This is a genomic window from Paenibacillus lautus NBRC 15380 (assembly GCF_004000945.1).
Taxonomy (GTDB): domain Bacteria; phylum Bacillota; class Bacilli; order Paenibacillales; family Paenibacillaceae; genus Paenibacillus_AQ; species Paenibacillus_AQ lautus.
Window position 1 is genome coordinate 1 of sequence record NZ_BIMF01000006.1, and the last position, 26,789, is coordinate 26,789.

The following is a 26,789-nucleotide window of genomic DNA, read 5'->3' on the forward strand; positions in this document are numbered from 1 at the left end:
AAAGGACCTCCGGTTAACCGGAGGTCCTTCTCTCTTAGAAAATATCCATGCTCAAATACCGCTCTCCTGTATCCGGGGCAATGCAGACAACCCGTTTCCCTTCCCCCAGCTGCTTCGCTACGCGAAGAGCAGCGAATACCGACGCGCCGGAGGACGGTCCTACCAGGATTCCTTCCCTGCGAGCCAAATCCCGCATCGTTTGCAACGCATCCTCGTCGGCGATCTGGATGATCTCATCATATACGCTCGTATTCAGAATCTTCGGTACAAAGCCCGGGCTCGTGCCCACCAGCTTGTGCGGTCCAGGCTGTCCGCCGGAGAGCACGGGCGAGCCCTTCGGCTCGACTACCGCGATGTGCAGGTTCGGCAAGGACTTCCTCAGCTCTTCTCCGGTTCCGGTTACGGTGCCGCCCGTTCCTGCCGTCGCCACAAAGGCGTCCAGCCGTCCTTCCATCTGCTCCAATATTTCCGGCGCTGTCGTCACCCTGTGAATGTCCGGGTTGGCCGCATTCTCGAACTGCTGCGGAATGAAGCTTCCGGGAATCTGCTCCCTGAGCTCAAGCGCTTTGGCAATGGAGCCCGGCATGCGTTCGCTGCTCGGTGTCAGCACGACCTCCGCGCCATACGCCTTCAATATATTTATCCGTTCCTTGGACATGTTGTCCGGCATAATCAGGATAGCCCGATAGCCCTTGGCGGCCGCAATCATCGCCAGGCCAATGCCGGTATTCCCGCTCGTTGGTTCAATAATGGTGCCACCCGGTTGGAGCAGGCCCTGTTCCTCTGCGGTATGAATCAGATTATACGCCGCGCGGTCCTTTACGCTGCCGGAAGGATTGAATCTCTCGAGCTTTACATAGATATCGGCTACGCCTGCAAGCACTAATCGCCGAAGCTTCACCATTGGCGTCTGACCAATCATATCCACCACACTATTATAAATCTCCATGATATTCTCCTTTATATATGAAGTGAAATCATTCTCCACGAAACGAAAATCACTAACAAAGACAATAAACTTACTCGGATTATAACAAAAACGTGGATCGGCGTACACTCCCAGAAGACAGACCGCATTTAGAAGAAGTTTTTCTTGCGATATCAGGAAGTCACAAGCTTCGAAGTTTATACTTTCTGATATCTTAACAAAAACGTCGATCGACGTACATTCCCAAAAGACAGACCGCAGTTAGAAGAAGTTTTTCTTGCGATATCAGGAGAACATGTTTCGAAGTTTATACTTCTGATATCTATTGGGGGCTCCTCCCTTATTATCAATTGCCCCTCGCAAGAGGTGTAAGCTTTCAGGCCGACGTTGACCGATTGCCGTGAGCTTGCTCAGGCAGCGAAAGTCCCCAACTCAGAAAGGCGAGGCTCGCCGCTTCTGTCTGAATTTATGGTATGCTGTTCAGAGAAAATAACGATCGAGCTCCCCCTCGGAAGACAAAATTCTTCCATGGTCTTTTGCACGATCCATATGTTAGAGGAGGCGCAAGAAAGCGTGAATATTCCGCTGTCACTACCTGAAGATCAACCCGTCCTGCTGCTCGACCGGACCCACGATTTATCGCACCAGGACGTGCTGTACCATTTTGCGCTGGATGAGCTCCTATGCAGGCTGACCGGAGAAGGCGGGCCTGCCGTCTGCCATCTGTGGCGGCATCCGCGTTCTTTTGTGATGGGCGTCCGCGACAGCCGTCTCCCCCATGCGCCGCAAGGGGAAGTCATGCTTCGCTCCCTCGGCTATGACACTGCCGTCCGCCATTCGGGCGGTGCCGCAGTACCCTTGGATGCCGGCGTGGTGAACCTGTCCCTCATCCTACCCTTTTCCTCTGCGGGACCGGCGCCTGACTTTCATCAAGACTTTGAAATCATGGTGGCGCTGATCCGGGAAGCCCTCCGCGGCACCGGACAAAACGTAGATACCGGCGAAATTGCCGGTGCCTTCTGTCCCGGAACGTTCGATTTAAGCATATGCGGCTTTAAATTCTGCGGCATTGCCCAGCGGCGGCAACGTAAAGCCTTCATTATCCAGGCTTTTATCATCGCCGAGGGTTCGGGCAGCGAGCGCGCCCGGCTGGTTCGTTCCTTCTATGATATTGCCGCTGCGGGAGCAGACCCCAAGCATTATCCTCTAGTAGAGGCCAACAGCACCGCCAGCCTTGAGGAGCTTACGAACATCGGGACCAGCCAGAACGCCGTACGCCAGTTTACGGCAGCCGTCAAAAAAGTCATGCGAGGATGGCAAGCAGGCACGGATTTGGCTGAAGCAGCTTCCAGGTTTACGATGCCAGGCTCTGAGGAGATTCGTGTCATGGCTGAGCAGATGCGGCAGCGGTATAACCTTAATTAAACATAATAAAGAACCATATAGGCTGATTAATCAGTCTATATGGTTCTTTATACTGAAAGGGGAATCCCCTTCTTATTATATCTTGATCCGCACTTAGTGTGGATCCTCCGTCCTCAAAACGTTGCACCAGTCCAATATGATCCCATACCTATAAACTCCGCTTGTATTGCAGTACTGACGGGAGCATGCAACAGTTCTTGCAGATATCCAAGAGACGAATAAACAAACTAATGGACACTAGATCCGTTATTTCGAAAAAAACAGCAATTTTCCCCGTACTTCCGGACTCAGAATCCGCTATCTACTATAAATACCACGATTAACAGCCATATTCTATGTAATAACGGATCTGGTGTCCTCATTAAACCCCAAACCCACCAATCGAGACGTAATAGCGGAACCTCTGTCCTCAAATCATTACAACAGTCAATACGCTCAAGCAGCGCCTGGTATTCCGCGGACAAACAAGCCTCCCCCTATCGATACAATACGTCCATCAATCCATTCGCGTCCTTCGATTCATTCTATCCGTTCGACACGTGAGGTTAATCGTTACAAATCGGACGGTCGGTTGGACGGTCGGTCGATCCACACAATCCATCCATCAATGCAATCCAATCAATTCACCCTAAAGCCCAAATAACTGAATCTGTTCATTCTGGCACCATCACCTGGCAGTTAGGCCAAGTTATTAAAACTAGAATCGTGTACCATACCAAGATGACTTTATTTTTACAATTCCACCATTCACCGATGATATTCCCTTAACACTTCCCCTATAAACTTGTCCTGATGGCAATTTATACATTAGGGGTGGATAAGCTTGAATAAAACGATGGACCGCAAAACGTTTCTGTCTTATCTGGGTACGGGCGCAACCGCATTGGCAGCCGCTTCCGCAGGCTTAGGTGTATTGGAAGGGAAAGCTTCGGCCATGTCCGGAACCGCAAATCATCTGTTCGGATTCAAAACGAATCGGGTCAGCGGCTACTTCGAACCAATCGAACCAACCAAAGCAGACCAGCTCGTCCTGCCTAAAAACTTTAAATATGATGTCATTGCCGCTTTCGATGACGTGATCAACCCGGCTGGCGAAAAGTTCGGCTCCGGCTGTGATTACAACGCATTTTTCCCGCTTAAGGGCTCCAACGTCCGCGGCCTCCTGGTCAACAATCATGAATACTCCACCATCTTCTCGATCGGACCTGTGAAGGACGGGAAGATGACGGCGGATCAAATTCATAAAAACCTGTATTACCAAGGCATGTCGGTCATCGAAGTATACCGTGACGAGAAGGGCGTTTGGAAAATGGACACCACCTCCACCCATGCCCGCCGCATCAACGGCTTCAGCAAATTCGATATCACCGGCCCAGCCAAAGGCATCCCTGCCTTGAAAGGCGCAACGACGGCTACCGGCACGTTTGCCAACTGCTCCGGCGGCGTGACGCTTTGGAATACGGTCTTGTCTTGTGAAGAGAATTTCGAGGACACCGCAGCGGTCTCTAACTTGCCGGATACGCATTACGGCTGGGTCGTTGAGGTCGATCCGTTTGATAAATCCTTCTTGAAAAAGCACACCGCTCTCGGCAGATTTAATCATGAGAATACCGCAATGGGCCTTGCCGCAGACGGCCGGATCGTTGTCTATATGGGCGACGATAAGAAGGATGCCTGCGTCTATAAATTCATCAGCAAGAACAAATATGACAAGAGCAAAGGCCGCGCCAACTCCGCGCTTCTGGAAGACGGAACCCTGTATGTCGCCAACCTGAAGTCGGGCAAATGGATGCCGGTCACCTTGGAAGCCGTAGCCAAGGCCGCCGCAGAGGATAAAGAGGCCCAAGCCAAATTCAAGTCCCAAGGCGACGTGGTCACTTTTTGCCAGGAAGCTGCACGTCTTGTCGGCGGAACACCAACGGACCGTCCGGAGGACATCGAAATCTCGCCGTTTGATAACACCGTGTTTGTCTGCCATACGAACAACGACAATCACGGCAACATCCACGGTCATATCACGCGTATCTTTGAAGCGGGCAACGATCTGGCCGCCATGGAGTTCGATTTTGAGATCTTTGCTGCAGGCGGACGCCAATCCGGATTCAGCTCGCCGGACAACCTGGCGTTCGACTCGAACGGTGATCTGTGGGTCGTGACGGACATCTCCAGCAGCAGCCAGAACAAAGGCGTTCACAAATCCTTTATGAATAACGGACTGTTTGTGATTCCAACAAGTGGGCCGGATCAAGGGGTCGCACTGCAATTCGCTTCCGGCCCGGTGGAATCCGAGCTTACAGGTCCTTTCTTCACACCCGACGAGCAGACGCTCTTCCTGTCCGTTCAACACCCGGGCGAGAATACGGAGGACCTCAGCAAACCAACCAGCACATGGCCTCACCGCTCCGGCGAAAACATGGCGCGCTGCGCCGTCGTGGCGATTAGCGGCTTCAAACTGGAATAATACCAATCGAAAGGAGCGAGGATCATGCCGTTTGGCAATATCGGAATCGGTGGTTTAATTCTTATTTTGATTATCGCACTTATCATATTCGGTCCCTCCAAGCTTCCCGAGCTCGGTCGCGCTTTCGGGCGGACCTTAAGCGAATTTAAGGGCGCAACCCGCGGCTTGATGAACGGAGACGACGAGAATGGAAAAAAAGACGATGCTCCGCAAACTGCTGCAGCGGTCAATAAGCAGCACAGCTAATCCGAACGACCAGAGCGCGATCGAGCATCTGGAAGAAATGCGGAAGCGCCTGATCCGCACCCTGCTTGCGTTTCTCGTCGCGATGGTGGCCGCCTTCATCTACGTCGAGAAGATCTACCACTGGCTGGTACGAGGCATGGACAAGCAGCTCGTTCTGCTCGGTCCCTCCGAAGTAATGTGGGTGTATATGATCATTGCGGGCGTTGTGGCCGTCACCGTTACACTTCCCATTGCCGCTTATCAGATATGGCGGTTCGTGCAGCCGGCGCTGCCTGATGGGACTCACCGTTCGGCCGTGCTGCTCATTCCCGTAATCAGCGTGTTATTCGTTGCCGGTATCTGCTTTGGATACTTCGTGTTGTTCCCGATGGTGCTGCAGTTCATGCAGCGTATGGCCGAAGGTACATTCCAAACGATGTATACCGCGCAAAAATACTTCACGTTCATGATTCATATGACCGTTCCATTCGGATTCCTGTTCGAAATGCCCGCCATCGTCGTTTTTTTGACGAAGCTCGGCATCGTGAATCCGCATCGGCTGGCCAAGATGCGCAAATCAGCCTACTTCCTGCTCTGCATCGTGGCCGTCACCATTACGCCGCCGGATATCATGTCCGATTTGATCGTGATCGTCCCGCTGTTCCTGCTGTACGAAATCAGCGTTTCGATCTCCAGATTCATCTATCGCAAGCAGCTGCAGCTCTCTCAAGCAGAGGGCAGCGCAACCTAATACACGTCCGTTTCCCCCGAAATTGGACGGAACCTTCAAGAACCCGTGACTAGACAGCCTAAGCAAGCAGGTTGTTCTGGCAACGGGTTCTCTTTTATATTCATTATGTTAGATAATATGACACTTATAATGATGTATCTAGTAAAAATTAATTGACAGCTTGGATATATTGTTTTAGTTTTACTTTATAATAAAGAAATTGTCTTAATATATCACGATGATTATGTAATGTATCCGAGGACATCTTCCATAATGAGTATAATCTATCATATATATGTTATAAATGATTACATTTTCAAATCATCTACCGAAATCCCCAGCCTCATCCTTTGCCTCTCTCTCTACTCATGTGCGTCGGGAGCCCGTTACATAAATCCCTCATCTGAGACTTTTGGCATGATTCCAATGATTTTTAGAAATGATCCATTGATTTATTAGTCGAGTTCTCCTAGTATTTTTAGTAGGATCATCTAACGGTTTGGCATTTGGGCTATGACTTTGCCGTCATTTATGATAGCGCTACCAGTTTCTACAAGAAAAAACGACTATCGACTTTCATTCTAGAGAAGACAGACTGCGTTTAGATGTTGTTTTTGTTGCGATATCAGGTAGGCCATGTCTCGGAGTTTATACTTCTGATATCTTAAAGAAACACGTCTATTAACGAACTTTACAAAATACAGACTGCGATTAGAGGAAGTTTTTCTTGCGATTATAGAATTTGCTCAGCTTCAAACCTTATCATTCTATAATCTAAATACCGGGAGGTTGCAGATATGAAATGGAATCACTTCAAGTCCAAGCTTCTGCTTAAATACACACTGTCCTACATATCCATTTTCCTGATACCTCTTGTTATATTAACCATCATCATTTACCACAATGCCGTGGATACGCTCCGTTCCGAGATCGAGCAGACCAACGTCAATCAACTGACCCAGGCTAAAACCGTCATCGACGAGCGCATGAAGGAGCTTCAGGATATCGCCTTTCGGATAGCCTACGACGAGCAGCTGACCCGCTATTGGACCCACCATCCCTACTACAGCCGGGAATCCATCGGGGCCTTGGTCAAATACAAAGCCACCAGTTCCATCATCGATGAGCTGTTCCTCTTCTTCCGCGGAGATAACAGCATTTACTCGTCCCAGGGCTTTGAGAACCTGAACGTCTTTACCGACCGCTACAAATTCAAGAGCTGGAACGAAACGGAGATGGTCCGGGATTTAAACTCCGTCCAGATCCCGACCATGCGTCCGGCGGAACAAGTCGTGCAAGGGACCAAAACCCAGAATTCCATGCTGGCATACCTTGTGCCGATCGCACCCAACAATACGCCGGCTCACGGCACCGTCATGTACTTCATCCACGAATCCAATCTGACGGGATTGATCGACTCCATCCTCAGCGATTATCATGGGATGACTTATATTTTCGATAATTACGGACAAGTCCTGGCTGCCAATTACAAAGGCGAGACCATTACCGAGCAGGAGGTCAACGCGCTGTTCTCGCTTGAGCCGGGAACGCACAGCCTTTCGTTGAACCAAGAGCCCCATTCGGTTGTGTCCGTCAAATCCGACACGGGCTGGACTTATGTCACCGCGATGCCAAGCAACCAATTTTTCGGCCGCATCGTTCATATTCGCACTTTTATCGTTCTGGTATTCTCCTTCGTGGTGATGATGGGCACCATTCTGGCCATCATGCTGGCCCGCAGGCAATACCATCCGATTTCGGATTTGATGGAGTTCATCCGCTTGAAGAATGATCCCGAACCGTCCACACCCAGCAACGAGCTGGAATGGATCAAGAAGACGCTGCATGATTACAGCCAGCGCGTCGATCTCCAAGAGCCCTATGCCCGAAATCATATTCTGCTCATGCTGCTGAAGCACGGCCATACCGGGGAATTCCCGGCCGAGTATACGGAGAAGCTGGGCATTCGCTTCAGCCGCTCCCATTATTTTGTTGTGACCATGGGCTGGGAGTCGCACGCCCTTCCCATTGGTGACAATCCGGAACGGCGGCCTGTCATGCAGCTGATGAACGATGTGGAGCTGACGGCATTTTCCGCATACGCCTATGGAGTGGAGCTGCCGCAGCCTGATCAGCTGGCCCTCATCGTCGGATTTGATGCGGAAACCGGGCATGAAGCGAGCCTTAACGCCCGGATGGAGCCGATCGCCCTGGCCCTGCAATCGATCGCTGCCGAGCACACAGGCGTCTCTCCAGCGATCGGGGTAGGCAACCGCTACAGCTACCCGGAGCAGTTAAATCAATCCTTCATTGAGGCAACGACCGCGCTGGAAGCATCCATGCTGCATGGACAGGGCAGCAGCACCTTCTTCAACGCTCTTTCGGGTTCCGGTGCGCAGGATTCGTCCTTCTGGGTCCCTAAGGATGTGCTCCTGAAGCTGGTTCAGAGCTTGAAGCAGGGCAGTTACGATGTGGCGGTTCAGATGGTATCCACCGCATTGAATACCCTGAAGACGGAAATGCCGTCCGTACCGCTGCTGCGCTGCATTTGCTTCGATATTCTGAATACGATGCTGAAGACCGCATCCGAGCTTGGCATCCATCATGTAGTCAATCAGCTGCCACGGGTCACTTCCTATGACTCGCTGGAGGATTTGGAGAAGAAGCTGGCAGGCCTTGCCGCGGAAATCTGCGCCCATGTCGAGGCGAAGAGCGAGACGGAAGAGAGCTCCCTGATGGATGAAATCGTCGCTTATATCGACGCTAATTTCACCGATTACGACCTCAGCCTGGGCACGATCTCGTCCAAATTCTCTATCTCTTCATCGTATTTCAGCCGCTCCTTCAAGGAGAAGATCGGCATGAATTTCACCCAATATATCTGGCAGAAACGAATCGATGAGGTCATCCGGCTGCTGCTGCACACAACCGATCCATTGAAGGATATCATCACCCGGGTCGGTTACCTGGATACGCCGAACTTCATTCGTAAATTCAAGAAAGAAACAGGTTACACGCCTGGCCAATATCGCAAAATGCACAGCCCCAACGCTGCCGACTCCGCGGATGATGACGACGAGGAGTACATCGGATAACGGTTTCCGACGTTGGCGTCGAGGAATGCGTCGGATAACGACTTCGGACGTCGGCGTCGTGGAGTGCGTTGGATTACGATTCGGACGTTGGCGAATAAGAGTGCCGGTTTTGCCGGATAAAACAGAAACCTCCCCTGAGCAATACCGTTCAAGGGAGGTTTTCGTATGTTTTAAACTCATATCGAGCGATCCGATCATCACGCACCGCCAGCTTTTCCTATTTCCCAACAGGGTTGCTCTGAAATCCTTGATGCATAGCGCCCAACAGGCGATGGGTCGGGTCGCATCCGTATTCCCAGAACATAATCCCGGCCAAGCCTTGTTCCTTCACATAATCGCATTTGCACTGAATCGATTCCTCATCGTCATAAGAAATCAGGCTGGAGCCATTAAAGAGGTAAGGTGCACAGGCTTCCTCATCCCAATAACGAACGTAGCCGTTCTTGTTGATGTAATCCGCAGCCAGCTCGGCAAAGGCCGGACCATAGCCGCCAGTGGTGCCGGCCATTTGGTGAAGGCCGTGGTTTCGGTCCGGCACCTCGTTCCATACACGGGAGTAGAAAGCGGCACCGATGACAATCTTCTCCTTAGGGACACCGGCACGGACGAACAGGTTCACGGAAGCATCCGTACTGATTCGGAACAGATCGCCGGTTGGCGTGTACAGATTCGTATGATGTCCGGTCAGGACCTGAAATCCGCCTCGCATATCATAGGTCATCAGCTGTACAAAATCCAGGTACCGCTGCACCTCGGCCATCTCTGTGCCATCTACATAGTACTGGTCAGCCCCCGCCGCAATCGTAAGCAGATAATGCCGGCCATCCTGGGAGCCCTTGGCATCCAGCGCCTCCCGGATCGTCTGGAGCAGAAGGGTGAAATTCCGTTTATCGTCCGGGCTGGACGCTATGCCGGCCTCCCCATAGCAAGGATACTCCCAGTCCAGGTCGATCCCGTCAAAAGGGTATTCCTCCAGCACCCGTATGGCGGAAGCGGCCATGCTGCCCCTTCCCTTTTCGGTTGAGGCAGCTTCCGAGAAACCGCCCGCACTCCAGCCGCCAACGGACAGCAGCACCGTAAGATCCGGGTGGTCCCGTTTGATGTTCCGGACCACCTCGCCATTCTTCAGATGCTCGGTCGTGATTTCATCGTTCTTGACATGGCCGAAAGCCACGTTCAAATGCGTCAACTTCGATAGATCCTCATGCGTCATGTCGGGAAGAACCGAATCGACGGCGTATCCCGCCGTAATATACTTCGTCATTACTCTTCACTCCGATCCCTTCTAGGGTTGTAATATCGCGGATGCAATCTGCAGGGCTTCCTTCCCGGTGCCGATCTTGTATCCGGAAGCCGTATAACGGATTTGATCCTGACGGTCCAGGACGAACAGATGAGGATAACCGGCTTCATGGGCTGCCGGATTCGGGATGAAACCCGACAAGGAAGCATAACTGGAATCACGTACAAACATGGTGCGTGCCGGCAGCTTCGGATAGCTTGCGGGATCAAAGGAAGCCGTCCATTCCGCATCCCCGATTACCAGCACAATCGGCAATCCCAGCTTATCCAGCGGCTCGGCCAGCTCGCTGAGCTCGCGGAACAGATGCTTGGTCGGCTCCCGCTCCGGTTCGATCCAGGCAGCGATAGCGCCCTCGGACCCCAGAAGATCCTTAAGATCCGCTCCCGTTCCGTCTAATCGGGTAAGCGTACTGCCCGGCGCCAGTTTGCCCAGCACCGGAATGTCGACCGCCGTCTCACGATAGGTCAGCGCCACGCGCGTGGTGTCTCCGGCACGAACGGTAAAGTACGTGAAGCGCACGCTTACCGTTCCGTCCTTCAGCCGGATGCCCGACGTTAGACGGTACGAACCCGGCTCAACCTCATACGGTTCGTCGTAAACATCGGTGCTGCCATAAGGATACACCAGCGTTTTGTACACGCCGTCTTCCAGGCGGGCGAAGGTAAAGTTCTCGGCATAGGATGCGGCCGGCGTATCCTGCGAAACCTCCGAATCCCTGAGGAGCTGCAGCATCCCCCAGCTTGAGCTCTCCTGATTCCGGGGGGAGCCCAGACGGAAGGCTGCATCTTCCCAGCTTCCATCAAGTAAGTACTGCGGCTTCTGCTCGCTCGGATGCAGTCGGGCGGGAATCCCCAGACTACGGCATACAGCCACAAACAGAATGTCCAGCGACTGCTCGTCTCCCTTCATGAGACTGTACGTGCCTGCCGGATTTCCCTTACCCTTCAGGTTGGGAAGGTCCTCAGCATAGGCATAGCCCTGCTCCAAATGCCCGGCAAGCGTTGAAGGATCCTTCCTGAATGCCGCAGTCTCCGCCTCCGTAAAGGCATCAACGAATACACGGCGATACGGAACCAGCATTTCATAAGAAACCCGCGGACACAGGATGTACTTCACGAAGGTATCCTCATCCCACTGTCCACGCTGTGAGAGGGCACCCATCAGATGATCATCCAGCGTAGGCCGGAAGGTATCAATCAAATCTTTTTCGTTCAGCGACTCCAGCAGCCGCAGCGGCCACTCGCCATATTCGCCGGAACGCTCCTCCAGGAACGCGGCGATTTCCTTGCTGTTGCCTCTGGCTTTTCGAAGGACGTCCCACACCCGCTCGGGAGGCAGTCCTGATGACTGGGCCAGTGTGAACGCCTCTTCTTCGCTCAGGAATGTACCTTCATATTCAGTCCGGACCTTCGTCCCTTCCTCCAGACGGTGGTTATGAGCCTGGGTCTTCTCCTCGGATAACGCCGTCGCGGCGTCCCCTTCTCCTTCCGGTGGAGGAACCATATCGAAATCCACGATCCCTGACGGTTGTTCGGATGAATCAAGCACAAGTTCGATATGTCCGCCGTCCTGGGCCTTGAACAGGACTTCACTCCACTTGCCGCCGCTGACCGCACGAACCAAGAGGTCGCCATAACCGGTCTTAAAGGAAGCCTTCCCTTGCTCATCGGTCTTGATTTCGGCAATCGGAAAAAATTCAGCCATATTATACAGCTCAAATCGAATGCTTGCGCCGGATACAGGCTCTCCCTGCTTATCCTTCACGCTCACGTAAAGGGTGCGAGCCGGTGCATAGTTCTCCAGCAAATTAATCTCCGTAAACCCCTTTTCGCATAGGGTAATATCCTCCGGTCCGGGGTAATCGGCAAAAATTCGCGTATTGATCAGCATCGCCCTGCGTGCCGGCGGACTGAACCAGCCTTGATTCAAGCGGGCTTCCGGTTCGCATGCCCCGATGTAATACCACTGGCCGTCCGCCCATGCTTCCACCCAGGCATGGTTGCTGTCGCAATGAGCCCAGCGCGGCGTATAGACCTGACGCGCGGGGATGCCGATGCTACGAAGCGCGGCCACCGCCAGCGTGGACTCCTCGCCACAGCGTCCGCGTGCGTTCCGGATCATCGTCAGCGGCGATATGGTTCGCAGATCGCTGCCGATGTAGGTCGCCTTCTCATGGCACCAATAATTGGTTTCCAGAATGGCATCCGCCATCGATAACTTCGCCGTCCGTTCGGCCAATTCGTTGTAGAGAATACCGCGGTAATCCTCAATATTCTCCGTATTAACCCGGTAAGGAAGCACAAAATGCAGGAACAGATGATCCGGCACGCGCTCGCTCCAAGGCACGCGCTTACGGATGTCCAGGGCTTGGCGCACATGATTCAAGAACAATTCTCCATCATAGTCGGCCATGTCGTTCACCGGCATGTAAGCAAACAAATATTTCAGGGCCCAAATCTCTTCATCGGTCAGTTCCTGCTCAAAAACATGAAACAGCTTATCCTTGCGGGCTTCCGCAAAAATGATCTTCTCCTGAAACTTTTGCTCGATCCGCTCCAGCGTCTGCGAATCCAACGAGAACACCATGGTTTGGCTGGTCATCCTCCGTTCACTCCCTCCATAACTTTCCGTCTTCCCGAATGCAGATTATAGCCGTTCCGTCCGATGAAGGCGCGCTAATCTGGAACAGGCTCCGGGTCGTTTCAATCACGGGCTGGATGCTCCATGAATCCTCACCCATGAGCCGCTTCGTTTCCTGCGTAAATTCACCATGGGCTTCATAGTAATTACGCTGCCGGTAATAGAGCCTGCGCAGCTCCCATTTGATCCGTTCGTCCTCCGGAAGCTTAAACGGCTGGTGCCCCTCATCATCGGCGAATACGACGTAACCCCACAGCTCCGGGTAATGCATATTGATGATGCCCATCGGCGACCATACCCAATTGTCCTCCGGATAAGGCTTGCCTGTCTCCGGATTCAGCACCTTGCGGTACTCGCCGTCTTGTACCTCGGTCTGCCATTCCACGCGCGAGAAATTGACCCGCCAGAACTCACCCGGTGCAGGACGGCGGCCACCTTCGGCACATTCCTTAAGACTGGTCCAAGGGATCGCTACTTCCACGCTCCATTTCCGGTTGTCGGCACCCGGACGGTTCAGCTCCCCGTCGATAAACACCGCCGTCTTGAGACCGCTGATATCCCAGCCGTTGACCGGAGGTCCGCCATCCCGGTACGGTTTCACGAGCAGCAAGTCCCAAACGGTGTTCAAGGCATTGATCTCGAATTCATAATATTGATGGCTGTCTCCGTCCGGATCAATGAATATTTCAAAGTCATTATCATAGAAAATAACCGAATCGCGTTCCGTCAACGTCGCCCATATCTGATCCTCGATCAGCTCGGCGGCAAAATAAAAATAGTCGTCGTCCCACAGCATTTTGACCCGGGTCCGTTTTCCCGGCTTCGGACGAAGATCCCCTTCGATATCAACGAAATCGTCGGTCCACTCCGCCGCATCCCAGAACGCCTTATCCACGCGGCCGTCCAGCACGAGCGGCTGCCCCGCACGCTTGCATATATAATGCTTGGGAGCATACTCAATCCTCGGCTCCGGCACTCCACTTCTGTTCATGTCATTCTCTCCGCTTCATGAGGGAGGAATGAGCACTTATCAAGCGCTCCCTCCCCGTGATGGTTAGTTATGCGTGACTACGGCTCCCGAGCCGCCGTACATCTCCAGCTCTTCGTCAAACTCCAGCTTAAGAACAGTCACCTGCTCATGCGCGTCTTCAGGAGTCATCTTGATCCACGTCGTCCCCGGGATATTGAACCAAGGCACGCCTCCATGGATCTCGTGGGTAAGCTCTTTGCCCGAATGCAGCACGGTAATTTTCTTGATCGGGTTGCACAGGCCCTTGATGCACACATTCTCTTTCGGATCGTCATAAACAAACAGGTACAATGTCTTTCTGTCCTCGGAAATCGTGCTTCCCCCCAGATAATAGCGGGTCATAATGCCCTCGCCCGTTCCGAATACGGCCTCCTCATGGGTCCGGATCCATGCTCCCAGCCCAAGCAGAATGTCCTCCTGCCTTTGATCGATAGTGCCGTCCTCGCGCGGACCGATATCCAGTAGCATATTGCCGCCCATCGAGATGCAGTCGCAGAACATCCGAATGATCTGGTTCAATGATTTGTATTTATGATCGGTCGGCACATAACCCCACGAACTGTTGATTGTCGTGCAGAATTCCCAAGGTCCCTCCGGTCTCGTGATCGGAATGCCCTGCTCCGGCGTTTTATAATCACCGTGGCCCTGCAGGCGCGAGTTAATGATGATGTCCGGATTGAAGGATTGCAGGTAATGCTTGAACTCCGGCAGATTCCACTGCTCGGCACTCCGTTCCCAATCGCCGTCGAACCACAGCAGATCCACCTTCCCGTAATTCGTAAGGATCTCCCGCAGCTGGTTGTTATTAAACTCCAGGAATTTCTGCCACTTCTCCTGATCCTGAACACCGTCCACGGGACTGGTGTGCGGGTTGACCCCGCTGAGATCCTCCGGTACCCTGCCTCCTTCGAACACGCTCGGATAATCCGGATGCGACCAGTCAATCAGAGAAAAGTACATGCCCAGGTGAATCCCCTTCTCCCTGATCGCTTCGGCATACTCCCGCACGATGTCCCGATTTGCCGGCGTCCGCTTGACCACGTTGAGATCGCTGTACTGCGTATCCCACAGCGCAACGCCATCATGGTGCTTCGTTGTCAGCACGGCATACCGGGCACCGGATTTCTCGATCAAATCCGCCCATTTCTCCGCATTGAATTTCGATGCCGTAAAACCGTCCAGCTGCTTCATGTACTCGTCGTACGTGATCCTCCCATTATAGAAGGACCAAGATTCCGAGACTCCGTCCACGGCATAGATGCCATAGTGAATGAAGATGCCCAGTTTGGCTTCTTTGAACCATTTCTGCATATTTGTCCACACCTCTTCTTGAAGTCCTTGTAAGTGAAAAATACGTTTATGAGGTTGTTCAAAAAGTCCGCTTTTGATCACGAAGCGAATCAGGAAGCAATTCGGCATCGAATCTTGAATTCAGCCGGGCCTTCCGGTGCTCACGTACCCAAAACGTACGCTCCACTCCTCAGTCCCTAGCTTCATCCAACCTTCTCGGTGCTGAAAATCGACCTTTTTGAACACGCACTTTATATAACCCGTCTCTTAACGAAACCGCAGTACATGCGCAATCGGCGCCAGCCCCTGACGCTCCTGATCCGGAAGTCGGACCGCGACGCCATCGTCCGTGCGGCGATAATCCAAGGCCTCCTGACCCCCGACCAGATCAATGCGGCTGAACGCCGTTTGAATTGGAATGTGCAGCTCCTCAGGGACGGCTTCTTGCTCATTTCGATACAGATGGATGGCATAGGTCGTATCGTCTTTTTGGGTAAACTGGACCGCTCCGGAGGAATACGGCTCGCAGATACGCGTGCCATAAATGGCCTCCCCATAAACTTTCAGCCATGCTCCCATGCCCTTCATTCGTGAAATAGCCGTCTCGGGCAGCCTTCCGTCCGGCTGCGGACCCACATTGAGCGCGAGATTTCCACCTTTGGCCACGATCTCGACCAACAGATGAATGAGCTGACGCACCGTTTTATAACGATCTTCGTAGCGGAAAGAGAAGGAAGTTCCCATCGTGATACAGCTCTCCCAAGGCACATGAAGGGCTCGCTCAGGGAGGGTCTGCTCCGGCGTAATCAGATTCTCGTAAGGCCCGCCGACCGTACGGTCCGCCGAGAGGAGCCAAGGCTGAATCTCACGCGCCTTCTCTACCACTTCACCCAGCCGGATATTCTGGTCCCGGTAATCGTTCACCCAGCCTGCATCCAGCCACAGCACATCGATGCGGCCGTAACGGGTCATCAGCTCCATGATCTGCTCATGGGTAAACTGGACAAACTGTTCCCACAGCCACGGGTATTTCTTCGGGTCGTAGCTTGGACCGCGTGACGTAAAGCTTCCTGCCTCCATTCCCGGGGCCCAGTAGTATGGCGTATGCCAGTCGGCCTTCGAGAAATAAGCGGAGATGCCGAGTCCCTTGGCACGAAATGCCTCGAACAGCTCCTTCGTGATATCGGCGTATTTATGCCTATGGAACGGACATTCCGTTCCGGTGACACGGTAATCGGTTGTATGCGTATCCCACATGCAGAATCCGTCATGATGCTTGGTGGTAAAGTTCAAATATTTGAAGCCGTTATCGGCTGCCAGGTCAGCCCACAGATCAGGCTGAAAGCGGAGCGGATTGAACGTCTTGTTCAGGTCGAAATACTGCCGCTTAAGCTCCTCCGCTTCGATATCCCAGTCAATGCCGTCACGCGACCAATCCGCGTCTTTATCGCTCAGTGCCCATGATTCAACAAGGCCCAGCTGGGAATACGGTCCCCAATGCATCATCAGGCCCAGCTTCTGGTCCTTGAACCATTCCAGGCGTTCCAATAGCAGCGGATCCTCCGGCTTGACCCATTTGTCCTCACTGCTGAAATTGTGCACGCCCTGCTCCACTACCGCTTGTTCTTCCTCTACCAGCTTGTTCTCCGACATGGTGTACCTCCAATAGTCATTTGTTGATAACGATATCTTTGAAGACCGTTGGAACGGGCCTTCGCCTGCCCCCTAAAAACAATAGCCAACCCCCGGTCATGAATCGACCGGGATACGTTGGCTCTTTGTTTTTCATCTATGCATCTGATTATTGCTCGGCATTCCAGCGATCATATGCGCCTTGATAAAGCTCGACGAGACGGTCGCTGCCCATTTTCTTGACTTGTGCTACGTATTTATCCCAATTTTCAAGCGGCTCTTGGCCTGTCACGAATTTGGCTTCCATCTGTTTCACGTACGTTTCCAAATCGGACAACAGCGCGGTTGCCTCGCTCTGCTCTTCATTCGTCAAATACACGTTAGGGAACGGCGATTTTCCGATCGGCACCAGCTTCTCTTGATTCTGCTGATCGATCCACTCATCGAATTCGGTGCGAAGACCTTTCGCAACATCCGGATCATTGACGCCAGGCGTCAAAATACCGTAGTTCGGCGTGATTTTGCCGCGATACTCCTCACGATCACCGCCGCCTGGCACCGGAAGCCATTCTTTCACGCGGTTTGCCTCATCCTTGAACTTCCACAACGTGCCTTCAGGCCCTTGGTTAAACAGCGTGGCACCTTCATAGCTGTACAGGTAATCGATCCAGCGCATGGTAGCTTCCGGAGCCGGGTTGCTGCTTGAAATGGCGAATGTGCCTCTTGCCGACATGCCAGGATGCATGCCGTATACAGGAGAGTCGGCGATTTCACTCTTCACCGGCGTCATGAGCGGATGCTCGTCGCTAGGCTCGCCACCGAGCGTGAAGTACGCATGGTAGTCGTTAAACAGAGCTAGCTGATTGTTTTCTCCCTTGGCTTTTTTCTGATCGCCTGTTTGCGAGAAGGTTTCATGATCCAGCAGTTCTTCCTTCCACAGACGGTTCATGAACGTCAGATAGCCTTTGTAACCTTCTTCCTGGTAAGGATAGTGTACTTTTCCATCCTTGTCGGAATAGATTCCTTCGTTGTACATTCCCCAGAAGCCGAAGAAGTACATGCGCAGGTCATCCAGCTTGACGGAAGTCAGCGGAATCTCGTCTTTCTTTCCATTTCCGTTAGGATCTTCTTCCTTGACGCGTTTCAAGAATGTATATAATTCCTCAGTAGTCTTAGGTTCGGACACGTTTAGCGCTTTTAGGAACTTGCCGTTGTACCACATCGGGCCTCTGTACCATACGGCGGCCTTGTCGACGAATGGCAGGGCGTACATATGTCCGTCCGGGGTCGTGAAGGATTTGCGGACATCCGGGTTCTCGTCCAAAATCTTTTTGATGTTCGGAGCATAACCTTCGTCAATGTACTTCTCCAGCGGAATGAGGATGCCTTGGCTGCCGTAAGTTACCTGCTCGGCAGGCTTCAGATCCGCCGCATAGAACATATCGGGCAAATCGCCGCTCGCAAACACCAGATTTTTCTTCGTTTCAAAGCTGTCAATCGGAGAAAGCTGATATTCCAGCTTGATGCCTGACAATTTCTCCATCTCTTGTAGTACGGGCATCGTATTCCAATCGGCTACACCGGCATCCTGTGACATGACCGTCAGCGTGATCGGCTCATCCACAATCGGGAAACCTTCCTTCTTTACCCCTTCCGTGCTGGCCGTCCCGGACGGTGCTGTAGCAGCGCCATCTCCTTTAGGTGAACCACAGGCTGCAAGCATTGTTGCTGAGAGGGTGAGGCAGAGTAAAATAGATGATGCCTTGCGAAGCTTTTTCATGACAACAACTCCCCTTTTTTGGTGTGGATTGTATGGTTTAAGATCAGCCCTTAACGGAACCAATCATAACACCCTGCACAAAGTAACGTTGAAGGAACGGGTAAACCGCAATAACCGGAAGTGTCGCAACGATAATGACCGCATATTTGACCAGTGCGGCAATTTCCGCTTTGGAATTCATCGCTGCTGCGGATGAGGCGTCAATCGCCCCGCCGCCCTGTGCCGCCATCTCCTGAAGAACCAGGATTTGACGCAGGAAGAGCTGAAGCGGGTACTTCGCGGCATCATTCAGATAAATCATGGCACTGAAATAACTGTTCCAATGTCCGACGCCGTAGAAAAGTGCCATAACGGCAATAATCGGCATCGAGAGCGGTAATACGATTTTGATGAATAACCGGAAGTTCGTACAGCCGTCGATATGGGCCGCTTCCTGAAGCTCCTTCGGAATGGTCGATTGGAAGAACGTCCGGGACACAATAATATTCCAGATGGACGCAGCTCCCGGCAGAATAAGTGCCCACATGCTGTTGACCATGCCAAGATCTTTAACGAGCAGGTAACTTGGAATCAGTCCCCCGCCGAAAAACATCGTAACCAGGAACACCGCCATAAAAAATCCTCTGCCCACAAAATCGGAGCGGCTTAGCGCATAGGCTGCAGGCAGCGTGACAATCAGATTCACGATCGTACCTATCACTGTATAAATAATCGTGTTCTTGTAGCCAATCCAAATGTTGGCATTCTCAAACACCCGGGCGTATCCATCAAAAGTGATCCCTTTCGGAATCAGCCACATTTCACCTGAGCTTACGTACTTCGGATCACTGATGGAGGCGCTGACAATGTACAGCAGCGGGTACAGTACGATGATCAGTGCAATCGTCAGATAGATGTAGTTGCATAGCAGGAATAATTTATCCCCTTTGCTTTCCCTTACCGTGGATGACATATGTTATTCCCCCTTCTACCACAGGCTGTTTTCGCTGGTGCGACGAGCGATTTGGTTCACCGCAATCAGCAGAATCGCATTAATGACCGAATTGAACAATCCGACGGCGGTAGAGAAGCTGTACTGTGCGTCAACCAGACCGGAACGATAAACAAAAGTCGAGATGACATCGGAAGAGCTCATATTCAGCGGGTTCTGCAGCAGCAGGATTTTCTCGAATCCAACACCCAAAATGCTGCCCATATTCAGGATCAACAGGATGGTGATCGTAGGTACAATCGCCGGAATGTTAATATGCAGAATGCGTTTGAATCGGCTCGCACCGTCCACGACGGCAGCTTCATGCAGCTGTGGATCGACACCCGACAAAGCGGCCAGATAGATAATGGTACCCCAGCCTGCGCTCTGCCAGACGCCCGACAGCACGTACACAGTCTTAAACCAAGCGGGATCTGTCAGGAATTGCGGCGGCTGAAAGCCCAGCATTTCCACAAAATTTACGATCATGCCGGACGAAGGCGACAAGAAGGTAATGATCATACCGGACATAACGACGACGGAAATAAAATGCGGCGCATACGTGACGGTCTGTACCGTACGCTTGAAGAATGAATCCTTCACTTCGTTGAAGGCCAATGCCAGAATGATGGGCAGCGGAAACCCGATGGCCAGCTCATACAAGCTGATGCTGAGCGTATTCCAGAGCAAGTCCCAGAAGTAATAAGAGTTAAAGAAGCGTTCGAAGTGGTCGAATCCGACCCACGGACTTCCCGTTATTCCCAACGTCGGGATGAAGTTTTTGAAGGCGATTTGGATCCCGTACATCGGACCATAATGGAAAATGACAAAATACAGAAATGCCGGAGCAATAAACAAATACAGCTCCCAGTTTCGAATCATCCTCCTCCATAATGTATTTTTCTTACGATTCGGCATCGTGTTAACCGATAAGCTTTGCGACAGGGCGGATTGACCATCTTGCTGCATAGGTTGCCCCCTCCTTTTCTAATGAAAATCCGGCCATTTTTTTTCGGAAAAGCACCCCTGTTTAATGTATAAGAAAGAGCCTTCCTGACCACTCCTCAGCGTGCGGCTTTCGCCCGCTTCAGAAATGTTAACGCTTACATCCCAAGTGTATGGACCGCGGCTCCATCCGTAAATATGTCATTTTCAATGGTCTACTCGAAATGGCTCCATGCATTGATATGACGGGCTTTTCACGTCCTTCCCACTCTTGTCATTGTCGTTTTCGGGTAAGAAAACATGTGGTTTTTGACCCCGTCTCCTCCGGTAAATTGTCATCTAGGCTATTGGGATGATCCTTGACAGATGTCATATCTGACCGTAAGTTGGAAAAATAAACTGTAAAAGCAAAACTGACATATTCTAAAAGAAATGAGGTATTACGCATGCAGCCATCATCCTGGATTTTAGCCGGCTACGCTGGACGCAAGATCTTATCCGAGATCACGGCCGAAGATGCCAAGCGGCTCACTCACATGAACATCGCTTTCGCCCATATCCAAGAAGACAAGATTACGTATACCGACACGAACACCATTCACGAGATCCAACGCCTGAAATCCATCAATCCCGAATTAACCATACTATTGTCCGTTGGCGGCTGGGGCTCCGACGGGTTCTCGAAAGCTGCAGCTACACCGGGAGGAAGACAAAGCGTATGTGAATCGGCGATCAAGCTGCTGCAAGAGTTTCCATTCGACGGCATTGACCTGGACTGGGAGTATCCATGCTACTCGATCGCCGGAACGGCGGCATCGCCAAGCGACAAGGAGAACTTCACGCTGCTGCTGAAGGAGCTCCGGGAAACGCTGGATCAGTACGGAAGGGGCAAGAAGCACTATCTGTTGACCATCGCGGCCGGAGCCGATCAATATTATATCGATGGCACCGAAATAGGCGACATCCACCCCTATCTCGACTTCATTCAGCTGATGACGTACGACATGCGCGGCAATTTCCAGACGCTGACGGGCCACCACACCAACCTGTACACCTCCACCGGCGATCTGTTCCGAATCAGCGTTGATGCTTCCGTCCGTTTGTTTACCCTAGCCGGTGTGCCGCGCGAAAAAATCGTGATCGGCGCCGCATTCTACTCCAGGAAGTGGAAGGATGTGCCGGATGTGAACAACGGCTACCTCCAGACTGCTCCATCCTCCGGTGGTTATGGCCCTACCTATACTCAGCTCGCTGCCGAATATCTCAATAACCCTTCATATAAGCGGTATTGGGACGACGAAGCTAAAGCGCCTTATTTATTCGATGGCAGCAGCTTCATCACTTACGATGATGCCGAGTCCCTGACTCATAAATGCAAATACATACAGGAGCAGGGACTGGCCGGCATCATGTTCTGGGAATACAGCTGTGATGCGACGCACAGCCTGGTGGATGCCATGTACAAAGCATTCCGCGCTCCTAAACAGAGCGGGAACCTGCCTGAGTCGTAACAGCCTCACTCCCCTTCAGCAAGTCTTTATCTAGCTAATCGTTCCGGACTCTTTCCTAATGGTGAAGGAGTCCTTTTTCACTGCTCACGCAAAAAAGAGGCTGACGACAGATGAAGTGTTATGTTATCTGTCATATTATTAACTTCTGATGCTTGCGCTGCAATGGCTTGGCTTTATTCTATGAGTTTCTGCCGAACTCCGTAAATATGTCGTTTTTATCTTTAACTATAGAGCATGCAAAGCCTCATAAACACTGGAAATTTCATACTGTATATGTTGATCTTGCACCTTACATGAGGATTCCAACTCACTGACAATCTTGGGATTTGGACAGAAAAAAAGCCGTTCCTGAACACGGAACGGCTTTTTTCATCTATGAGAGTATGGATATTTCTCTTTATTTATGTCATTTATATGTTATTAAATGTAACTTATCTAGCTGTGTTTCGATCGTCATTCGTAACATCACCAAAGAAGCGGATCGAGTACAATGCACACAGACCGACAATCGTATAGATAACGCGGGACCCTACGGAGCTCTGTCCTCCAAATAATGCAGCTACCAGGTCGTATTGAAACAGGCCGACCAAAAGCCAGTTAATGCCCCCGATAATCAATAACAGTAAAGCAATTGTATTAAATGTTCTCATCGTTTAACCCCCCTTACGTCCGATTTTCACATCATTCGTTACATGGTTTGTTTTTCTAGGATTTTAGTATCTATTTTTAACCAATTATTGCGTTTGTAATCATGTCCGAACAAAAAAACATCCCCTTAATGGGGATGCTCTTGCACCGAGATCATTCTCTCTCTCTTTAGACTTCTTTGGGGAAACCGCGTTTATGGTGCAAAAGCTCGAGAAATACCTCAACAGCCTTGGTATGATAAGGTGTCTTCTGTGTAATCCAGGAGAACTGCCGGGCCACCGGCTTGCCGTTCGGTACCAGCATATGCAGCGTCCCGAGCTGAACCTCCTTGCGCACCGCCCATCGAGACAGCAGCGTCACGCCAAGGCCTGCCTCCACGGATTCCTTGATCAGCTGGGTGCTTCCGAACTCCACGATATGCTGAGGGTGAATATGATACCGTGAGAACATCCGCTCCGTTGCCTCGCGGGTGCCTGATCCGGCTTCCCTGACAATCCAGGTCTCATTCGCAAGCTCGGACAGCGGCAGCTCCTGGAGATGGTCATACCGCCCGTCCCGGGGAACCATCACCACCATTTCATCCTCTGCAAAAGCCTCGATATGCAGCTTCTCATCCTGATAATCCCCCTCCACGATCCCGATATCCGCCTCATGGCGCAATATCATCTCCGCCACCTCCGTGGTGTTCCCGATCGTGATCGATGGGCGGATCAAGGGATAATGCTCCCTCATATAAGCGATCAAATGCGGCAGCATATATTCCCCGAAGGTGTAGCTGGAGCCAATAGACAGATTGCCGCTTGCCCGATGCATCAAATCGTCCACAAGCGTGTTCATGCGGGTGTACAGACCCAGAATGTCCTTCGCATGATGATACACAATCTCACCGGCTTTCGTCAGCCGGACATATTTATTGGTTCTCTCCAGCAGCTTGGTCCCGACAGACCGCTCGAGCGCTTGGATATATTGACTTACCGCGGGCTGTGTCATCAGCAGCTCCTCGGCCGCACGGGTAAAATTCCCCTTCTCTACCACCGTAACGAATACCTCCAATGGTTGATCCACGCTTTTGGCCTCCTTCGTTCGCAATATTCACGAATGGTTAAGAGTTATATTATCATAACTTTTTGCTTATGATGATCATCATAATGATTTATTTTTCTTATCCAGCGGAATGAGCTACGATGGAATCAGACCAACCGAACGAATCGGAGGTTACATCTTATGACAGAGCCAGCCTATTCCAAATCACAAGAACACGTCCATCGCCTGATCCGATGGACACAGCATACGCTGCCCGCCGCCGCAGGCGGCATTGCCTTTACCTTTGTCATCGCCCTTATCGGTTACGTATTAGCAAGCGTGCCGGGCCTTGGCTACCTTGGCCAGCTCGCCTGGGCGATTCTCATTGCCGCGTTATACCGGCAGCTGCGCGGTTACCCGGAGAGACTGCGCATTGGAATCCAATTCACGGCCAAACGGCTGCTGCGCCTAGCGATCATTCTATATGGCTTAAAGCTGAATATCGGCATCGTGTTCCAGCAAGGCCTCGGTTTAATGATGAGGGATGTTATCAGCGTCGTATTTGCCATCGCTCTTACCCTGCTGATTGCCAAATGGCTGAAGGCCGATATGTCCCTATCCCTCCTGCTCGGCATTGGAACCGGTGTATGCGGTGCGGCGGCCATTGCTGCCGTGTCCCCGATCCTCAAAGCAAAGGAGAAGGACACTGCGCTTGGGGCAGGGCTGATTGCCTTTCTTGGAACCATCGTAGCTATCGGATATACCCTCGTCCAGCCGCTGCTTCCTTTAACAGACACTCAGTACGGCGTGTGGTCTGGCGTAAGTCTTCATGAAATCGCCCATGTGGCACTGGCAGCCGCTCCGGCAGGGGAGGACGCCCTTGCGATTAGCCTGCTTGCCAAGCTGGGACGCGTATTTCTGCTCGTACCGCTCAGTATTGCGCTCATGGTCTGGATGAAGCGCACCGGGCGCTTACAGAGTCAAACACGGATGGAGTTTCCCTGGTTTCTGCTGGGCTTCATGGCAGCGAGTGTACTGGGAAGCTGGGAATTTACCGGACAACCGATCATTCCCCTGCCGATCAAGGATTGGATTTCTCAGGCGGCCTCCTTCATTCTTGCCATGGCCATGGTCGGACTTGGCCTGAATGTCCACTTGAAGGATGTACGCGGTGCCTGGCGTCCGCTGCTGGCCATGTCCATCACCACCGTGCTGCTGATCCTGCTTACTTATGCCATGGCATAAACAAGCGGGATGCGCGGTCTGTACTGTACCAACAAAAAACCATCCCCTGCGTCGGATACCCCGGCTGGGGATGGTTTTTTGTTGTGATGAAAACCGATGCCCCATTCCTATCCTCTAACGCTGGATCCAGGCTATTTTAGGATGGCTGCCAATACGACAATCCCTGTCTTTTTCTTTCCATTTTAGGGTAAAACTAAATGTATGCGGTCCGCCCATTCCGGGTGGAAGGTTTAGCTCCCCTGCTTTCTTGGGTATTTGAGCTTAGTATGCAGTAAATATGCAGAGCTATCATGATAGAGGAGATGGAAGTATGCAACGAAATCATACGATTATGCAATTCTTCGAATGGCATGTTGCAGCCGATGGCTCGCACTGGAACCGACTCAAGAACGCAGCCCCGGAGCTGAGCAAGGCTGGGATCGATGCGGTATGGATTCCTCCGGTGACAAAAGCATCGTCCGCCGAGGATAATGGTTATAGCGTATACGACCTGTATGATCTGGGAGAGTTCGATCAGAAGGGAACGGTTCGCACGAAGTATGGAACCAAGCAGGAATTGATCGATGCCATCGCGGCCTGCCACAAGAACGGAATTGCCGTCTATGTCGATCTGGTCATGAACCATAAGGCGGGTGCTGATGAAACCGAGCGGTTTCGGGTTGTGCAGGTCGACGAGATGGATCGGACCAAGGATATATCCAAGCCATTCGAGATTGAAGGCTGGACCAAGTTCACCTTCCCTGGCCGAGGGGATCAATACTCCTCGTTCCAATGGAATTTCACTCATTTTAACGGTACCGATTACGACGATTTCAGCAAACGTTCCGGCATTTACCGGATCGTCGGCGAGAATAAATCATGGAGTGATAACGTTGACAATGAATTCGGCAATTACGACTACCTGATGTTTGCCAACATTGATTACAGTCATCCGGATGTACGCAAGGAAATGGTCGCATGGGGCAAGTGGCTGGTGGATACGCTGCAATGCAGCGGATTCCGGCTGGATGCGATCAAACATATTAACCATGACTTCATTAAAGAATTTGCCACCGCCATGAAGAAAAAGCGCGGAGATGATTTTTACATCGTGGGCGAGTTTTGGAATCCCGAGCTTCAAGACTGTCGAAACTTTCTGGATACGGTAGATTACAAGATAGATCTGTTTGACGTGTCTCTTCACTATAAACTGCAAGCGGCTTCCAAAGCCGGCCGTTCCTTTGATCTGCGGACGATCTTCGACGATACCCTCGTGCAATCACACCCGATGAATGCCGTCACGTTTGTGGACAATCACGACTCGCAGCCGCAGGAATCGCTGGAATCCTGGGTGGAGGATTGGTTCAAGCAGAGCGCTTATGCGTTGATCCTGCTGCGAAAGGACGGTTATCCTTCCGTCTTCTATGGCGATTATTACGGAATCGGCGGCGAGAAACCCATTCCCGGCAAAAGGGAAGCGATCGACCCGCTGCTGTATGCCAGAGCGAATCGGGCGTATGGCGAACAGGATGATTATTTTGACCATCCGAATACGATAGGCTGGGTTCGCCGCGGCATCCCGGAAATCGAATGTTCCGGCTGCGCGGTGGTCATTGCTAATGGCGAAGCCGGCGATAAGCGGATGTTTGTCGGCGAGCATCGAGCCGGAGAGGTATGGGTGGATCTGACCCGTACCCGGAAGGATCGCATTACGATCGGCAAGGATGGTTTCGCTCTTTTTCCGGTGAACGGCGGCAGCGTGTCCGTCTGGGCACACCCGGATATTCCCGTAAAAGCGTAAACAGCAGCATTTTACATGAACAAAAAAAGGCCGGAAGGATCGATTTCGCCAGGTGCTCCTAATGTGTAGGAAAACACCTGCGAAAGCCCTCATCCTTCCGGTTTTTCGCGTTAGCGGACACGCACCGA

Annotated in this window: 19 protein-coding genes; 8 read left to right on the forward strand and 11 right to left on the reverse strand. The window is 51.9% G+C overall.

Annotated elements, in window-relative coordinates:
• Positions 1–34: 34 nt before the first annotated feature.
• Positions 35–949 (reverse strand): cysteine synthase A, encoded by a 915-nt coding sequence (gene cysK / locus PLA01S_RS12810; protein WP_127592548.1) that lies wholly within the window; start codon positions 947–949, stop codon positions 35–37.
• Between the two features lie 552 nt (positions 950–1,501).
• On the opposite strand from cysK, the gene PLA01S_RS12815 reads away from it, so the two are divergent.
• The 5 genes from PLA01S_RS12815 to PLA01S_RS12835 all read left to right on the forward strand — a co-directional run bounded on the left by PLA01S_RS12815 (position 1,502) and on the right by PLA01S_RS12835 (position 8,864).
• Entirely contained in the window at positions 1,502–2,353 is an 852-nt protein-coding gene (locus PLA01S_RS12815; protein ID WP_127592549.1) for a lipoate--protein ligase family protein, read from the forward strand.
• Positions 2,354–3,188: 835 nt separating this feature from the next.
• Positions 3,189–4,814 (forward strand): PhoX family protein, encoded by a 1,626-nt coding sequence (locus PLA01S_RS12820; RefSeq protein ID WP_127592791.1) that lies wholly within the window; start codon positions 3,189–3,191, stop codon positions 4,812–4,814.
• 24 nt (positions 4,815–4,838) lie between these two features.
• A complete protein-coding gene (gene tatA / locus PLA01S_RS12825; RefSeq protein WP_096775768.1) occupies positions 4,839–5,060 on the forward strand; it encodes a twin-arginine translocase TatA/TatE family subunit in 222 nt (73 codons plus the stop codon).
• Positions 5,017–5,790, forward strand: coding sequence for a twin-arginine translocase subunit TatC (tatC, locus tag PLA01S_RS12830; protein WP_127592792.1), 774 nt, complete (start codon positions 5,017–5,019; stop codon positions 5,788–5,790). Before tatA ends, tatC begins: the two co-directional genes overlap by 44 nt.
• 776 nt (positions 5,791–6,566) lie before the next feature.
• Complete coding sequence (locus PLA01S_RS12835; RefSeq protein WP_127592550.1) at positions 6,567–8,864, forward strand: helix-turn-helix domain-containing protein; 2,298 nt, start codon at positions 6,567–6,569, stop codon at positions 8,862–8,864.
• 217 nt (positions 8,865–9,081) lie between these two features.
• Here PLA01S_RS12835 and PLA01S_RS12840 read toward each other — a convergent pair whose 3' ends face one another.
• The 8 genes from PLA01S_RS12840 to PLA01S_RS12875 all read right to left on the reverse strand — a co-directional run bounded on the left by PLA01S_RS12840 (position 9,082) and on the right by PLA01S_RS12875 (position 20,478).
• Complete coding sequence (locus PLA01S_RS12840) at positions 9,082–10,128, reverse strand: glycoside hydrolase family 18 protein (protein ID WP_127592551.1); 1,047 nt, start codon at positions 10,126–10,128, stop codon at positions 9,082–9,084.
• A 21-nt stretch (positions 10,129–10,149) separates the two neighbouring features.
• On the reverse strand, positions 10,150–12,768 hold the full coding sequence (locus PLA01S_RS12845) for a transglutaminase domain-containing protein (RefSeq protein ID WP_127592552.1): 2,619 nt from the start codon (positions 12,766–12,768) through the stop codon (positions 10,150–10,152).
• Positions 12,769–12,775: 7 nt separating this feature from the next.
• Positions 12,776–13,798, reverse strand: a complete 1,023-nt coding sequence (locus tag PLA01S_RS12850; protein ID WP_127592553.1) for a carbohydrate-binding family 9-like protein — start codon at positions 13,796–13,798, stop codon at positions 12,776–12,778.
• A 63-nt stretch (positions 13,799–13,861) separates the two neighbouring features.
• Entirely contained in the window at positions 13,862–15,148 is a 1,287-nt protein-coding gene (locus tag PLA01S_RS12855; protein ID WP_127592554.1) for an alpha-L-fucosidase, read from the reverse strand.
• Positions 15,149–15,394: 246 nt separating this feature from the next.
• Positions 15,395–16,780: an alpha-L-fucosidase gene (locus PLA01S_RS12860; RefSeq protein WP_127592555.1), complete on the reverse strand. Its 1,386-nt coding sequence runs from the start codon at positions 16,778–16,780 to the stop codon at positions 15,395–15,397.
• 148 nt (positions 16,781–16,928) lie between these two features.
• Complete coding sequence (locus PLA01S_RS12865) at positions 16,929–18,539, reverse strand: extracellular solute-binding protein (RefSeq protein ID WP_127592556.1); 1,611 nt, start codon at positions 18,537–18,539, stop codon at positions 16,929–16,931.
• 43 nt (positions 18,540–18,582) lie between these two features.
• The gene (locus PLA01S_RS12870; protein ID WP_071218756.1) at positions 18,583–19,491 is read right to left on the reverse strand and encodes a carbohydrate ABC transporter permease; all 909 of its coding nucleotides are present in this window, start codon (positions 19,489–19,491) and stop codon (positions 18,583–18,585) included.
• 15 nt (positions 19,492–19,506) lie between these two features.
• A complete protein-coding gene (locus PLA01S_RS12875) occupies positions 19,507–20,478 on the reverse strand; it encodes an ABC transporter permease (protein ID WP_100541074.1) in 972 nt (323 codons plus the stop codon).
• Between the two features lie 422 nt (positions 20,479–20,900).
• Between PLA01S_RS12875 and PLA01S_RS12880 the strand changes: the two genes are divergently transcribed.
• Positions 20,901–21,965 carry a glycoside hydrolase family 18 protein gene (locus PLA01S_RS12880; RefSeq protein ID WP_127592557.1) on the forward strand — a complete coding sequence of 355 codons (1,065 nt, stop codon included), beginning with the start codon at positions 20,901–20,903 and terminating at the stop codon, positions 21,963–21,965.
• 431 nt (positions 21,966–22,396) lie between these two features.
• Here PLA01S_RS12880 and PLA01S_RS12885 read toward each other — a convergent pair whose 3' ends face one another.
• Together PLA01S_RS12885 and PLA01S_RS12890 are read right to left on the reverse strand one after the other, a co-directional pair.
• On the reverse strand, positions 22,397–22,615 hold the full coding sequence (locus PLA01S_RS12885; protein WP_127592558.1) for a DUF378 domain-containing protein: 219 nt from the start codon (positions 22,613–22,615) through the stop codon (positions 22,397–22,399).
• Between the two features lie 166 nt (positions 22,616–22,781).
• Positions 22,782–23,678, reverse strand: coding sequence for a LysR family transcriptional regulator (locus PLA01S_RS12890; RefSeq protein WP_127592559.1), 897 nt, complete (start codon positions 23,676–23,678; stop codon positions 22,782–22,784).
• 159 nt (positions 23,679–23,837) lie between these two features.
• On the opposite strand from PLA01S_RS12890, the gene PLA01S_RS12895 reads away from it, so the two are divergent.
• Both PLA01S_RS12895 and PLA01S_RS12900 read left to right on the forward strand, forming a co-directional pair.
• Positions 23,838–24,881 (forward strand): YeiH family protein, encoded by a 1,044-nt coding sequence (locus PLA01S_RS12895; RefSeq protein ID WP_127592560.1) that lies wholly within the window; start codon positions 23,838–23,840, stop codon positions 24,879–24,881.
• Between the two features lie 310 nt (positions 24,882–25,191).
• A complete protein-coding gene (locus PLA01S_RS12900) occupies positions 25,192–26,661 on the forward strand; it encodes an alpha-amylase (RefSeq protein WP_127592561.1) in 1,470 nt (489 codons plus the stop codon).
• The last annotated feature ends 128 nt before the right edge of the window (positions 26,662–26,789 follow it).